The sequence below is a fragment of the Bizionia myxarmorum genome (assembly GCF_008086205.1).
GTDB lineage: Bacteria > Bacteroidota > Bacteroidia > Flavobacteriales > Flavobacteriaceae > Algorimicrobium > Algorimicrobium myxarmorum.
This window is the reverse complement of the sequence record NZ_VSKK01000002.1, coordinates 131,370-145,336: the sequence shown is the minus strand read 5'-3', so window position 1 is coordinate 145,336 and position 13,967 is coordinate 131,370. Positions and strand designations below refer to the sequence as shown.

Sequence of the window (13,967 nt, the reverse complement as noted above, 5' to 3'; positions counted from 1 at the left end):
TTCTGTAAGTTTAGAATTCTATAAAAAAGAATACATTTGTACTACAATTTTAGTTCTATGGATTACCAATTTACGATTATTGTTCCTGTATATAATGAAGAAGATAATTTAGCGCGCGTTGAACAGGAATTATTAGCCTATATAAAAATAGCTTCCAAAAAAACAAAGATTCTTTTTGTTAATGATGGTTCAAAAGATAATAGTCAGCAGCTTATTGAGGCTATTGCTGCTAGAAACCCAGAATTCCAATATATTAGTTTTACCGAAAATCGGGGCTTAAGTGCCGCCATAAAAGCAGGTTTTGATTATACCAATACCGAATTAGTGGGCTATATTGACTCCGATTTACAAACCGCTCCCGAAGATTTCAATCTACTTTTAAAGTACATCAACGATTACGATCTAGTAACTGGCGTACGCGCGAACCGAAAGGATAGTTTTGTTAAAAACATGTCGTCTACCATTGCCAATGGCATTCGTCGTGCTTTTACTAAAGACGGCATGGATGATACAGGTTGTCCCTTAAAAGTAATAAAAACGGATTATGCCAAACGCATTCCCATGTTTAAAGGATTACACCGTTTTTTACCTGCCATGATTTTATTACAAAACGGTAAAATTATTCAAGTGCCGGTTCAGCATTTTCCTAGACTTGCAGGGCAGGCTAATTTTGGGGTTTGGAATCGCTTATTTGGTCCATTAATGGATTGTTTCGCCTATTTATGGATGAAGAAAAAATATATTAATTATAGTGTCGAAAAACAAAGTTAATGAGCAACTGGCTAATATATACCATAGGATTTTTGGCGCAACTGTTGTTTTCATCACGCTTAATTATACAATGGGTTTATTCTGAAAAGCAGAAACGTGTTATTACACCTACTATTTTCTGGACCTTGAGTTTATTTGCGTCTTTCTTGCTATTTATTTATGGTTATTTACGAGATGATTTTGCCATAATGTTAGGGCAAGGATTAACCTATTTTATATATATTCGAAATTTACAATTGCAAAATCAGTGGCAGAAATACCCCAAATTTATGCAATGGTTTTTATTATTGGTACCCACTTTTGTAGCGGTATTCTATTTTAATAATAATTCTATAGATGTTGTAAAACTATTCTCAAAGGATGCCATTCCGGTTTGGTTATTAATTTTAGGCATCGTTTCTCAAGTCGTTTTCACCTTGCGCTTTGTTTACCAATGGATTTATTCCGAAAAACGGAAAGAGTCCACTTTACCTTTTGGCTTTTGGTTGCTGAGTTTAATTGGATCGCTTCTTATTTTAATTTACGCTGTTTTCAGACGAGATCCTGTTTTATTTATCGGTCATATTTTAGGTGCTATTATCTATATTAGAAATTTAATTTTAACCCGAAAGTATGTTCTCCCTTCTTAAAAAATATCCTATCCCTTTTATCTGTTTAGGTATAGCTCTAGTTTTACTTCCTAATTTACATATCATGGATGTAACGATTATGGAGGCGCGAAATTTTGTTACCGCTCGGGAAATGTTAACGGATAATAATTGGTTACTAACCACTATGAATGGTGAAGCGCGCTATGAAAAACCGCCTTTACCAACTTGGCTTACGGCTATTTCTGCAGCCATTTTTGGTGTGAATAGTGCATTCGCCATGCGTTTACCAGCCGTTATATTTATTATGATTATTGCGGTTTATGTATTTAAACTTTCAAAAAAAATAACAGATAGTCAATCTTTCGGAATGCTTGCTGCTATTAGTGTTACCACATCATTTTATGTTATTGGTATTATTATAGAAGCACCTTGGGATATTTTTACGCACGGTTTTATGTGTGTGGCAATCTATTATTTGTTTTGCTTTTTTGAAGCCGAAAAAACTCCATGGAAATCGGCACTATTAGCTGGCGTTTTTATCGGTTTCTCCATATTAAGTAAAGGTCCTGTTAGTTTTTATGCTTTGCTATTACCATTTCTATTGGCTTATGGTTTCACTTTTAAATACAGGTCTTTTATTAACAAATTAGTGCCATCGCTTATCATCCTCATTTTAGCTTTAGCGGTTGGCGGTTGGTGGTATTTATATGTCCGATTAGAAGATCCAACCACTTTTTTAGCAATAGCAGAAAAGGAAACTGGAAATTGGAGCAGTTATAATGTGAGACCTTTTTACTACTATTGGAGTTTCTTTACCCAAAGTGGTTTATGGACCATTCCTGCTTTTATAAGTTTATTATATCCCTATTTAAAAATACGCGTAAGAAATTTAAAAGCATATCAATTTAGTTTGCTATGGACTATTTTAGCTGTGATTTTGCTATCCCTCATTCCCGAGAAAAAGTCACGTTATTTAATGCCTGTTTTAATTCCTTTGGCTATTAATTTTAGTTTTTACCTAGATTATCTTATCCGAGAATTTAAGAAATTAACCAATAAGAGAGAAACCATACCTGTCTATTTTAATTTTGGATTGATCGGTTTAATCGGAATAGCCTTTCCAATGGTGGCTTATGTGTTTTTAAGGGAGAATTTAGAAGGCTATTGGATCTATTATATTTTGGCTTCGGTTTTCATTTTTGCTTTAGGAATACTGATATTCCGATTCCTGTTTCAAAAAGACATGAAATTTGTAATCATTTCTACAATGGGACTTTATGCTATGCTTTTATTAACGGCTTTACCACTAAAAGAAGCTTTAAATAGCAAAACCTTCCATCCTATTGAAACAGGATTTACAGGCGATTTAAAATTGTATCAATTCAATTATATTGCACCAGAAATGATATGGGAATACGGCGACAAAATTCCACAAATAAAAAATGAAGATGGTAGCATCCGTTTTCCTGAAGAATCAAATTTCGGATTATTAGCAGTTGGAATTAGCGCAGAAGATTCTGCAATTATTCAAAACACCTATACTGTTGAAAAAGTAAATACATTCAATTTAAACACAGTTTCAGAAGGGTCAAATCAATATAAAGATCGGTTAATCGCTACCTATTACAAGTTGACCAAAAAGTAATTACCGAATCCGGTAGCGGTCTTGCAAATATATATCCAGTTTATAGAACATAAATCCAGACAAGGCTCCAAAAGCCCATCCGCAAAGCACATCTAGTGGAAAATGCACCCCAATATAAACCCGACTATAACCCATTGCTATAGACCAAAATATCATAAAAAATATAAAATACTTATACTTGAAGCGCAGTAATAAACCTGTGAAAACGGCAACTGCCATAGAATTGGAGGCATGGCCAGAGAAGAAACCAAACTGTCCGCCGCAATATGATTTCACTAAACGCACGAGACCTTCTAATGCAGGATCATGACAAGGTCGCAGACGCAAAACCAAAACTTTTTTGAATACATTGGTCATCTGATCCGTAAAAAGAATCATCAAGGCAATAACGACAAGCGTTAGAAAAAACAACTTGAGCGTTCGCGTTCTTAAAATTACAAACAACAGAACCGCATAAAAGGGAATCCAATAGAATTTGGTAGTGTAAAACATCCAAAAGGCATCCCAAGTACTGGTTCCTAAATTGTTTAAATAGAGGAAAAGTTCGGTGTCAAGTTGTACTAATTGTTCTAACATAATTAATCTTCGTATCGCTCAATTTCACGATCGTAAAAATCGTTTGCCTCTTGAATTAAACGTTCAGCTTCTATCTCCAATTCTTTTTGATCATGTTGATCAAAATCTTCTAACCATTCCACATCATCATTTTCTAAATTAATAATGAATCTAGGAAATTCCGTATGAATAACGAAAATGGCGTCTGGAAAATCGGTATTGTCGCCTAATAAAAATTTTGGAAAGTCCATATATGTCTGTTATTTGTTAGATAATATTAAACGTTTGGTAAGGTAGTTAAATCGGATAAATAATAAAATAGCTGCCACAGTTAATCCCGCCAATAAACCCATCCAAATGCCAAAACTGGCTAGGCGTGATTCATCACCGAAGTAAATACTGATAGGAAAACCTATTACCCAATAGGAAATAAAGGTTATAATGGTCGGTATTTTCACATCTTGCAAACCTCGTAATGCTCCTAGCATAACGACTTGAATACTATCACTAATTTGAAAAATGGCAGCAGCAATCAATAAACTGGATGCGATACTTAATACTTCAGCATTATCAACAGCATTCAATAAATCACTGTTATCTAAATATATTTGTGGTAACTGATTGTGAAATATAAAAAACAGAATTGCGAAACTGGTGGCTAAAATCATTCCTAACAGAAAAATGGAAAAAGCTATTCTGCGTAATTCATGATATTTCTTTAATCCTTTCTGATTTCCAACGCGAATCATGGAGGCAACACTTAAACCCGTGGCTATCATAAACGTCATAGAGGATAAATTTAAGGCTATTTGATTGGCCGCTTGAGCGTTTTTACCTAATAAGCCGCTTAACCAAACAGCTGCCGTAAAAATAGCCACTTCAAAAAACATTTGCATAGAACTTGGTGCTGCTAAATTAGTCACCTTTTTTAGCATCATATTATCAAGTACAAAAATCTTGATATGGGTAACGTATGCTTTAGATTTTGCATGCCCTTTTAATAACCACCACAAGAATATAACCATGGCTATACGCGAAATTAAGGTACCGTATGCGGCACCAACTATGCCCATTTCAGGGAAACCAAATTTTCCAAAAATTAATAAGTAGTTTAAAACAACGTTTACAACATTCGCTAAAATAGTAGCATACATGGGGTAACGTGTCATGGACAAGCCATCACTAAATTGTTTGAAGGCTTGAAAAACAATTAATGGCACCAGTGAAAATGCGACCAAATCCAAATACGGAATAGCCAACTCAACAACCTCTATGGGTTGCTTCATTACATACATTAAAGGCTTAGCGAAAAGCAGTAGAACAAATAAAAATAAACCTAAAGATGTGCATAAAAATAAACCATGCTTAAAAGCCGATTTTCCTTTCGCAAAATCCCCTTCGGCATCTGCTTCAGCAACTAACGGTGTAATGGCTGTAGAAAAACCAATACCAATGGACATTGCAATGAACATAAAACTATTTCCCAATGAAACAGCAGCTAGTTCCGCAGTTCCAAGTTGTCCCACCATTATATTATCCACAAAACTCACAAAGGTATGCCCTAACATCCCCAACATAACGGGAGCGGCTAGCTGCCAGTTATATTTAAATTCTTTTGTGTAATCGCTTAAAACCATTTTGCAAAAATAGTATTTAGCTTTTGGCTATACTATAGAAATTATCATTAAAATTTGTTAATTATCACCCTTAAAATGTGGTAACTAATTTTTTTGCTGCTTCAAATTCAATCAGTATATCTTCAACGATTTCTGCTACCGATTTAATATCATGAATCAATCCAGCTATTTGGCCAATTTCTAATTCACCATCTTCTAAATCCCCTTCAAACATACCGCGCTTTGCGCGTGCACGACCTAGTAATTCTTGAAGTTGCTCTGTCGTTGGTGATGATTTGTAGAGCTCTTGAATGTCGTTGAAAAACTTATTTTTGATTAATCGTACCGGCGCCAATTCTTTTAACGTCAGTTGAGTATCCCCTTCTTTAGTATTAACTACAACGTCTTTGAAAGCTTGATGCGCGGAACTTTCATTACTCGCAACAAAGCGACTACCAACTTGGACGCCATCTGCGCCCAAAATCATGGTGGCCAACATGGCTTTTCCTGTGGCAATACCACCTGCGGCTATAAGTGGAATTTCTATTTGCTCTTTTACCATAGGAATTAAAGTGAGCGTTGTAGTTTCATCCCGACCGTTATGACCTCCAGCTTCAAAACCTTCAACAACAACAGCATCTACGCCCGCTTCTTGTGCTTTTAGTGCAAATTTCACACTACTCACTACATGAACAACCGTTATGCCGCGTTCTTGCAACCATTTAGTCCACGTTTTCGGATTTCCAGCTGATGTAAATACAATTTTTACATCTTCATCTACAATAATATTCATAATTTCTTCCACGTTAGGATATAACATAGGAACATTTACGCCAAAAGGTTTAGTTGTTGCTTTTTTACATTTTTGAATATGCTCACGCAACACATCTGGATACATACTTCCAGCGCCAATTAAGCCTAAAATCCCCGAATTACTGGCAGCTGAAGCTAAACGCCAGCCTGAATTCCAAATCATTCCAGCTTGTATAATAGGATATTGAATATTGAATAATTGTGTTATTCTATTTTGCATAATAAAAAATTTTGTTGATTTATTGAAGACTTTTCGACTTCGCTTGAAGTGACACCAATTTCAAAAGTAAGAAAATGAAATTTTAATTCTTAAGAAATAACTCCAGAACCAATAAGTTCATCTTCTAAATACCAAGCAGCAAACTGTCCTTCTGCAATGGCCGATTGCGGATTTGAAAACTCAATATACATACCAGATTCCACACGATACAGTATGGCTTTCTCCAATTGTTGGCGATACCGAATACGCGCTAAAACAGGCAATGATTCACCAATTTTTAAAGCTAAATCTTCACGTACCCAATGCAAATCGACTGTGTTAATAAATAATGCTGTTTTATAAAGTCCAGGATGCGCTTTACCTTGACCGGTGTAAATAACGTTTTCCATAACATCCGTATCAATAACAAATAAGGGCTCTAAAGTTCCGCCGACGGCTAAACCTTTTCGTTGTCCTTTGGTATAAAAATGCGCGCCTTGATGTTTCCCAACAATTTTACCATCCGCAACATGATAATCTGCTTTCCGAGATAAAAATGCCAATTCATCTTCTTTAGAATTGAAAGTTGGTGATGTTACATTATAATTTGCATACGCACTTGGAATTTCCACGATAACACCTTCTTTAGGTTTTAATTGCTGTTGAAGAAATTCTGGTAAGCGCACTTTTCCAATGAAACATAAGCCTTGAGAATCTTTCTTATCGGCGGTTATTAAATCGAGTTTAGCTGCTATTTCGCGTACCTCCGGTTTTGTAAGTTCGCCTATAGGAAATAAGGATTTTGATAACTGCTCTTGTGATAATTGACATAAAAAATAAGACTGATCTTTATTGCCGTCCACACCCGCTAGTAATTGATGAACATCTTTTCCATCCTTTTGAATTGTGCCTTTACGACAATAATGTCCTGTTGCTACAAAGTCAGCTCCTAGGTCTAATGCTATTTTCATAAAAACATCAAACTTAATTTCACGATTACAAAGAACATCAGGATTTGGCGTTCGGCCACTTTCATATTCCTTAAACATATAATCAACAATACGCTCCTTATATTCTTCACTTAAATCGACGGTTTGAAAAGGAATTCCCAATTTGTCAGCAACTAGCATAGCATCATTACTGTCATCAAGCCATGGACATTCATCTGAAATAGTCACCGAATCATCATGCCAATTTTTCATAAACAAGGCTATAACTTCATAACCTTCTTTCTGCAGAAGATGAGCTGCCACACTGGAATCCACACCTCCAGATAAACCGATTATAACACGTTTTTTGTTTTCCATAATTGCATGCAAAGATAATGGATTTCCCTAATATACATAGCCTAAATAGATATAGATTAGAACCTTAAAAATACAAAACGTTTAAAGTTTTGTTAAATTAATTAAACATTATAGTATTTATTGTTTAATCTTTCTGTATATTTGATAAACAAATTAAAAACTTTATATATGAAAACATTAACAGCATTAAAACGATTTTCGGCTTCCTTGTTGGTAGTCTTCTTTGTAGCGTCCTGTAACAGTGACGATGACAACAACGTGAATACGCCAACACCACAGGCCAACAACATTGTGGATTTGGCTATTGCCACGCCAGAATTAAGTTCATTAGTTGCAGCTTTACAAGCAGCAGACGGTAATTTAGATACTGTTCTTAAATCTAATGGACCTTTTACAGTTCTTGCTCCTACAAATGCCGCATTTTCAGCATTTTTATCAGCTAACGGTTTTGCTTCATTAAGTGATGTACCAACCGACGTACTATCTCAAATTTTATTAAACCACGTTATTTCTGGTTCAGTTCCTGCAAGTGCTTTAGTAGGTCAAGGTTCAGGTTATGCAAAAACTAATGCAACAGGTGTTGGCGGTGCAAGCATGAGTTTATTTTTTAACACAGCTAATAATGATGTACGTTTCAATAACGTAGCATCTGTATCTACAGCTGATATTTCAGCATCAAACGGTATAATTCATATTGTTGATGGTGTAATTGGCTTACCAGATGTTGTAGATCACGCTTTAGCAAATCCAGGATTCAGTAATTTAGTTGCGGCTTTAGGCGCAGCAGATGGTGGATTAGTAGCAGTTTTACAAGGTTCAGGACCATTTACGGTTTTAGCGCCTAATAATGATGCCTTCGGTACATTTTTAGCTGATAACAACTTTTCTGGTTTAGGTGATGTACCAACAGATGTATTATCTCAAGTTTTATTAAACCATGTTTTAGCAGGTGCTACGTTTTCTACTGATTTAGTAGATGCTGGCGCTGGATATACAACTACAAGCGCTACAGGTGCTGGTGGAAATCCAATGAGTTTATACTTCAACACAAATGATGGTGTTAAATTTAACGGTGTTTCTACAGTTGCAGCAGCTGATGTTGTAGCAACAAACGGTGTTATTCACGCTGTAGATGCTGTAATTGGTTTACCAACAGTAGTAGATTTCGCTTTAGCTGACCCAACCTTTACAACTTTGGTTGCTGCCTTAACACGTAGTGATTTAACCTTTGATTTTGTTGGAACACTTTCAACGCCTAACGGAACGGCTCCAGCGCCTTTCACTGTATTTGCACCAACAAATGATGCATTCGGCGCTTTATTAACAGAATTAAGTTTAGCTGGTTTAGCAGATATTCCAGAGGCTACATTAAACGCAACTTTAAAAATGCATGCTGTTGCTGGTGCGAATGTAAGATCAACCGCATTAACTGATAATATGACCATTGCAACATTAGGAGGTAATATTACAGCTAACGTTACTGGTGGTGCAACCTTAACTGATGCAAACGGCAGAGTAAGCAACATAATTGCTGTTGATGTTCAAGCTTCCAATGGCGTAATTCACGCTATCAATAAGGTTGTTTTACCACCTTTATAATAGTACCATTTAAATAGTTTAGTTAATAATTTAAATGTTTTAAATTGCTTTGAAAAAGAGGGACTGTTCTTTAATTAGAACAGTCTTTTTTTGTATTCATGAATAAAATCAAGGGATTTCAACGAAAAACTCTCATTTTATAAGGGTGTATTAAATAGAATTTTTATATTGCCCACTTATTATTAGGTATTCCCCATTTTTGATTGATTAATAGCTTAAAAAATTCTTAAAATGTTTACCTAAAAAGTAAAGCTCCTTAATTTCTTAAGGAGCTTTTATATTTTATATTACAACTGAATTTTAGTTCGTCCTTTTATAAGGATTGTTACTTTTTGCTGTAAAATCCTTTTCTTCTTTTAACTGGCCGTTTTCATAATACTTCCAAACTCCATTTTTTTGATCGTTCTTATACATGCCTTCAACTAATAATTCGCCTGCTTCATCAAAAAATTGAGCTTCCCCATGCAAAGCACCCATTTTATAATGATGTATTTTAATAACGTTACCATTTTCAGCATACCCTATAGCCTTACCATTTAATTTCCCGTGCTCATATAAAGATTTCTCTGCTACTTGCCCTTGTGGATAGTAAATGTAGCGAACGCCTTCTAAAAAGCCTTTTGTGTTATAATGTTCCAACGTCATAAGCTGTGTGGAATTGTTATGATAATACTTCCAGTCTCCTATATAAGTTTTATCGCGCATACGTCCTTCGCTTATGACTTTACCATTGCTTGCAAAAAAAGTTACTTTAGCTTCTTTCGTATTCGGTTTAAATTCGCGCGTAGCTGTTAATAGTGCTTTTCCGTTTATATTTTTGTAGAATTTAAAAACGCCTATTTCTTCACCATTTGAAAATGTACCTTCATAACGAAGCACGTCTGTGTTATCAAAATTCTTTTTCCATTCGCCATCGCGTTTACCATTACTATCAAATTTGTTATAAGTTTGAGCGGAAGTAACAACACCTATCAACAAGGCGCAAACAAAAAATACCTGCTTCATAATTCGTGAGTTTATATTATATGTCTAAACGACAAAATGTAGAAATTGTTATATCAAAAAAGCTGCCAATTAAGGCAGCTTTTTTATTTTATTTTTTACGATTTTCTTGAGCTTGCTTTTGTTGCTCGGCTTGCTCCATCATATCAGCCATTTTTTTCTGAAACTTATTTTGCTTTTTAGGATTCTTTTTCTTGATTTGAATTTGAGCATGAATTTTATCCTCATCCAAAATGTAGTTTTTAATAACTAACATAATCCCAATACTAATTAAGTTGGAAATAAAGTAATATAAACTTAAACCAGATGCATAATTATTAAAGAAGAATAACATCATTAAAGGTGATAAGTATATCATATACTTCATCAATTTCGCCATATCTGGCATACCTTCTTGCGTTGGTTGTGATGCCATTTGTTGACCTGTTGTCATTTTCATATAAAAGAAAATTGCAATAGAAGCCAATATTGGGAATAAACTCACGTGATCACCATAAAATGGAATTGGAAAGGGCAATTCAGCTATAACATCATAGGATGATAAATCGTCCGCCCAAAGGAAACTTTTCTGTCTTAAATCAAAAGCCGATGGGAAGAATTGGAATAAAGCATAAAACACAGGTAATTGTATTAATGCTGGTAAACAACCACTCAACGGACTCGCTCCGGCCTTATTTTGAAGAGCCATCGTTTCCTGCTGTGCTTTCATTTTGTTATCCTTATGCTTCAAACGAATAGCATCTAATTCTGGTTTCAAAACTTTTAATTTGGCTTGAGACAAGAATTGCTTGTATTGTACAAATGATAATAAGAACTTGATTAATACCGTCATAACAATAATAGCAATACCATACGGTAAAAATCCAGCTAAAAATGCAAATAATGGTACAAAAACATAACGGTTAATCCATCCAAAAATACCCCAACCAAATGGAATACTATCTTCTAATCCAATATCGTATGCTTGTAAAACTTTGTTGTCGGTTGGTCCGAAATAGAAACCTAAATCTTGACTTATTTCGCCACCATTGGTTTCTAAAGTAAATTTAGCTTGATAGGATTTTGTGAATATGGTATCAACTTCTTCGTTTTCAACTAAATCTGTTGATTTCAACTGAACCGATTTAAGCGGTGTTTTGGAAGACAAAATAGTACTGAAGAAATGCTGTCTGAAAGATATCCAGTTTACATTTGGTTCTGTTTCTTCATCTTCACCTGTAGGACTTAATTTATCAATTTTAGTACCTTCGTATTGATACGTTAAACGTGTGTAACGGTTTTCATAAGAAATACTTTTATCATGACGATAGGTATCCAACTGCCAATCTAAATTAATAGGCTGCGTACCATTAATAACATTACTTAAACCTTGAGAACGGATGGTGAAATCCACCATATAATCATTGGGTTTAATTTCGTAACGGTATTCTAAAAACTTCTGTTCAGACACTTTAAGTTTCATAGAAACTACGGTGTTTTCCCCATTTTTAGTTACTGTAGGCTCAAAATATAAATCTTTGGTATTTAATATGCGACTATCTGAAGTGCCAAAATTAATATTGAAGTTAGTATTGGCGTCTTTAATCAGATAGATTGGAATAGAATCAAAATCGACAAATTCTTTCAGTTTTACTTCCGACAAATAGCCACCCTTATTGCTAAATTTTAAATCTAAAACATCGGTTTGAACTTCTGTTTCGTTGGCAGATGCTGAAGGTAAACTTGCAGAATAAGCAAAGGCACCTAATTTATTTTGCATAGCTACAAGCTGTGTCGAGTCTTGTGCATTAACTACGGCGTAATCTTCTGCTGCAGTAATAGCTGTTTCGTCCTGCTTTTGTGCTTGCTTTTCAGCTTCAACCTGCTCAATTTTCGCTCTTTCTTGTTCTGCTAATTCTTCAGGAGTTGGCTGACTAGTATACATCATGTACACTAAAATTCCGAAAATAAGGGCAAAGCCTATAATCGAATTAACGTCTAATTTCTTTTTTTCCATATATTAAATTGTGGTCTTTTCTAAATGTAAAATCTTAAGGTTCTTGTATTAAACGATTTCACTTGAAAAAAGACAGAATAAAATTATCAATCACATAGTTTAGTGCTTTTTACAAAAAACTATCCAAAATTATTTTTATGCCATACTGACACCTTGATGTTTCTTCTTATGTTTTAATGCAGCCTTTACAAAAGCTACAAAAAGTGGGTGCGGATTTGCAACCGTGCTCTTATATTCCGGATGGTATTGAACCCCCATAAACCAAGGATGCTCCGGAATTTCTACAATTTCAACTAAATTAGTATCTGGATTAATTCCCGTGGCAACCATCCCTGCAGCTTCAATTTGCGCTTTAAATTCGTTATTAAATTCATAACGATGTCTGTGTCTTTCTGCAATACTATTGGCTTTATACACTTTATGTGCTATGCTATTTGCTTTTAAATCGCAAGTCCAAGAACCTAAACGCATGGTACCGCCTTTTTCAGTGACATCTTTTTGAGAGGCCATTAAACCAATAACTGGATACGGCGTATTTAAATCCATTTCTGTAGAATTAGCGTTTTTTAAATTCAGCACATTTCTAGCAAATTCAATTACGGCCATTTGCATACCCAAGCAAATTCCTAAAAATGGCATATTATTTTCGCGCACATATTTAACGGCAGCAATTTTACCTTCAATACCACGTTCCCCAAAACCTGGAGCCACTAAAACACCATTTAAATGTGATAGTTTAGCATGAATGTTATCTTCGTTTAAATATTCTGAATGAATAGCTTCAACATTAACTTTTACTTCATTTTCAGCACCAGCGTGAATAAAAGATTCTAAAATAGACTTATATGAATCTTGCAGTTCTACATATTTTCCAATTAAACCAATAGTAACTTCGGTCTTCGGATTTTTATGACGTTTTAAAAATTCATTCCATCGTGTTAAATCTGGTGTATGACTTTCTAAACCTAACTTTTTAAGAACCACGGTATCCAAACCTTGCTTAAGCATTAAATTAGGCACATCATAAATAGTAGATGCATCTATAGATTGAATAACAGCTTCTTCGCGAACATTACAAAACAAGGCCAGTTTTCGGCGTAAATCCATTGGTAATTCATGCTCGGTTCTACACACTAAAATGTCTGCCATAACACCACTTTCCATCAAAGTTTTAACGCTGTGTTGGGTTGGTTTTGTTTTCAATTCACCTGCAGCAGATAAATAAGGAATCAAGGTTAAATGAATAACTAATGCATTCTGTTCTCCTAAATCCCAACGTAATTGACGTACGGCTTCTATATAGGGTAAGGATTCAATATCTCCTACTGTTCCACCTATTTCGGTTATAACAATGTCAAAATCGCCAGAATTACCTAGTTTTTGAACACGTTCTTTAATTTCATCTGTAATATGTGGAATAACCTGAACAGTTTTCCCTAAAAATTCGCCACGACGTTCTTTATCAATAACACTTTGATAAATACGACCTGTAGTAACGTTATTAGCGCGACTAGTTGGTACGTTTAAAAAACGTTCGTAATGACCTAAATCTAAATCGGTTTCTGCTCCATCTTCCGTTACGTAACATTCACCATGTTCATACGGATTTAAAGTTCCTGGATCTATGTTAATATAGGGATCTAATTTTTGAATAGTTATGCGGTAACCTTGGGCTTGCAAGAGTTTTGCTAGAGAGGCGGCAATGATACCTTTACCAAGAGAAGAGGTTACACCTCCTGTTACGAATATGTATTTTGTTGTAGTTGTCATGATGCGTTGTTAAACGCCTGCGAATTTACAAAATTAAATTAGGTATCAAGCCATTGTTGGGAATATTAAATCATGATTTTTACGTTTCAGTATTTAAATGAACC

General features: G+C 34.9%; 12 protein-coding genes. 4 read left to right on the top strand and 8 right to left on the bottom strand.

Translation table 11 applies throughout. The annotated features are described in order from the left end of the window. The first annotated feature begins 57 nt into the window (after positions 1-57). The 3 genes from ES674_RS09735 to ES674_RS09725 are packed head-to-tail and all read left to right on the top strand — an operon-like array spanning position 58 to position 3,006. Positions 58-771, top strand: a complete 714-nt coding sequence (locus tag ES674_RS09735; RefSeq protein ID WP_148403826.1) for a glycosyltransferase family 2 protein — start codon at positions 58-60, stop codon at positions 769-771. Next, the gene (locus ES674_RS09730) at positions 771-1,400 is read left to right on the top strand and encodes a lipid-A-disaccharide synthase N-terminal domain-containing protein (protein WP_148403825.1); all 630 of its coding nucleotides are present in this window, start codon (positions 771-773) and stop codon (positions 1,398-1,400) included. The genes ES674_RS09735 and ES674_RS09730 overlap by 1 nt, the downstream gene beginning before the upstream one ends. After that, a complete protein-coding gene (locus tag ES674_RS09725) occupies positions 1,384-3,006 on the top strand; it encodes an ArnT family glycosyltransferase (RefSeq protein ID WP_148403823.1) in 1,623 nt (540 codons plus the stop codon). Before ES674_RS09730 ends, ES674_RS09725 begins: the two co-directional genes overlap by 17 nt. On the opposite strand, the gene ES674_RS09720 is transcribed toward ES674_RS09725, so the two are convergent. From ES674_RS09720 to mnmA, 5 genes are all read right to left on the bottom strand, one after another. Continuing rightward, complete coding sequence (locus ES674_RS09720) at positions 3,007-3,582, bottom strand: phosphatase PAP2 family protein (RefSeq protein ID WP_148403822.1); 576 nt, start codon at positions 3,580-3,582, stop codon at positions 3,007-3,009. Positions 3,583-3,584: 2 nt separating this feature from the next. Next, positions 3,585-3,812 carry a hypothetical protein gene (locus tag ES674_RS09715; protein WP_148403820.1) on the bottom strand — a complete coding sequence of 76 codons (228 nt, stop codon included), beginning with the start codon at positions 3,810-3,812 and terminating at the stop codon, positions 3,585-3,587. Between the two features lie 9 nt (positions 3,813-3,821). Then, entirely contained in the window at positions 3,822-5,198 is a 1,377-nt protein-coding gene (locus ES674_RS09710; RefSeq protein ID WP_148403818.1) for an MATE family efflux transporter, read from the bottom strand. 70 nt (positions 5,199-5,268) lie between these two features. Further along, the gene (locus ES674_RS09705; RefSeq protein WP_148403816.1) at positions 5,269-6,210 is read right to left on the bottom strand and encodes an NAD(P)H-dependent flavin oxidoreductase; all 942 of its coding nucleotides are present in this window, start codon (positions 6,208-6,210) and stop codon (positions 5,269-5,271) included. Between the two features lie 89 nt (positions 6,211-6,299). Further along, positions 6,300-7,496: a tRNA 2-thiouridine(34) synthase MnmA gene (gene mnmA, locus ES674_RS09700; protein ID WP_148403815.1), complete on the bottom strand. Its 1,197-nt coding sequence runs from the start codon at positions 7,494-7,496 to the stop codon at positions 6,300-6,302. Positions 7,497-7,664: 168 nt separating this feature from the next. Here mnmA and ES674_RS09695 point away from each other — a divergent pair, with 168 nt between their 5' ends. After that, a complete protein-coding gene (locus tag ES674_RS09695) occupies positions 7,665-9,095 on the top strand; it encodes a fasciclin domain-containing protein (RefSeq protein WP_170233992.1) in 1,431 nt (476 codons plus the stop codon). A 300-nt stretch (positions 9,096-9,395) separates the two neighbouring features. Here the strand turns inward: ES674_RS09695 and ES674_RS09690 are convergent, their stop codons facing one another. The 3 genes from ES674_RS09690 to ES674_RS09680 form a co-directional block, all read right to left on the bottom strand. Then, positions 9,396-10,100 (bottom strand): toxin-antitoxin system YwqK family antitoxin, encoded by a 705-nt coding sequence (locus ES674_RS09690; RefSeq protein WP_148403812.1) that lies wholly within the window; start codon positions 10,098-10,100, stop codon positions 9,396-9,398. Positions 10,101-10,188: 88 nt separating this feature from the next. Continuing rightward, the gene (yidC, locus tag ES674_RS09685; RefSeq protein ID WP_148403810.1) at positions 10,189-12,093 is read right to left on the bottom strand and encodes a membrane protein insertase YidC; all 1,905 of its coding nucleotides are present in this window, start codon (positions 12,091-12,093) and stop codon (positions 10,189-10,191) included. Between the two features lie 135 nt (positions 12,094-12,228). Further along, positions 12,229-13,863, bottom strand: a complete 1,635-nt coding sequence (locus ES674_RS09680) for a CTP synthase (protein WP_148403808.1) — start codon at positions 13,861-13,863, stop codon at positions 12,229-12,231. Positions 13,864-13,967 lie beyond the last annotated feature (104 nt).

What these genes read in the sequence shown, in the direction of transcription:
- ES674_RS09720 (WP_148403822.1), bottom strand. Translation starts at nt 3,582, where the DNA reads ATGTTAGAACAATTAGTACAACTTGACACCGAACTTTTCCTCTATTTA.
- ES674_RS09735 (WP_148403826.1), top strand. Translation starts at nt 58, where the DNA reads ATGGATTACCAATTTACGATTATTGTTCCTGTATATAATGAAGAAGAT.
- ES674_RS09705 (WP_148403816.1), bottom strand. Translation starts at nt 6,210, where the DNA reads ATGCAAAATAGAATAACACAATTATTCAATATTCAATATCCTATTATA.
- ES674_RS09725 (WP_148403823.1), top strand. Translation starts at nt 1,384, where the DNA reads ATGTTCTCCCTTCTTAAAAAATATCCTATCCCTTTTATCTGTTTAGGT.
- ES674_RS09690 (WP_148403812.1), bottom strand. Translation starts at nt 10,100, where the DNA reads ATGAAGCAGGTATTTTTTGTTTGCGCCTTGTTGATAGGTGTTGTTACT.
- yidC (WP_148403810.1), bottom strand. Translation starts at nt 12,093, where the DNA reads ATGGAAAAAAAGAAATTAGACGTTAATTCGATTATAGGCTTTGCCCTT.
- ES674_RS09710 (WP_148403818.1), bottom strand. Translation starts at nt 5,198, where the DNA reads ATGGTTTTAAGCGATTACACAAAAGAATTTAAATATAACTGGCAGCTA.
- ES674_RS09715 (WP_148403820.1), bottom strand. Translation starts at nt 3,812, where the DNA reads ATGGACTTTCCAAAATTTTTATTAGGCGACAATACCGATTTTCCAGAC.
- ES674_RS09695 (WP_170233992.1), top strand. Translation starts at nt 7,665, where the DNA reads ATGAAAACATTAACAGCATTAAAACGATTTTCGGCTTCCTTGTTGGTA.
- ES674_RS09730 (WP_148403825.1), top strand. Translation starts at nt 771, where the DNA reads ATGAGCAACTGGCTAATATATACCATAGGATTTTTGGCGCAACTGTTG.
- mnmA (WP_148403815.1), bottom strand. Translation starts at nt 7,496, where the DNA reads ATGGAAAACAAAAAACGTGTTATAATCGGTTTATCTGGAGGTGTGGAT.
- ES674_RS09680 (WP_148403808.1), bottom strand. Translation starts at nt 13,863, where the DNA reads ATGACAACTACAACAAAATACATATTCGTAACAGGAGGTGTAACCTCT.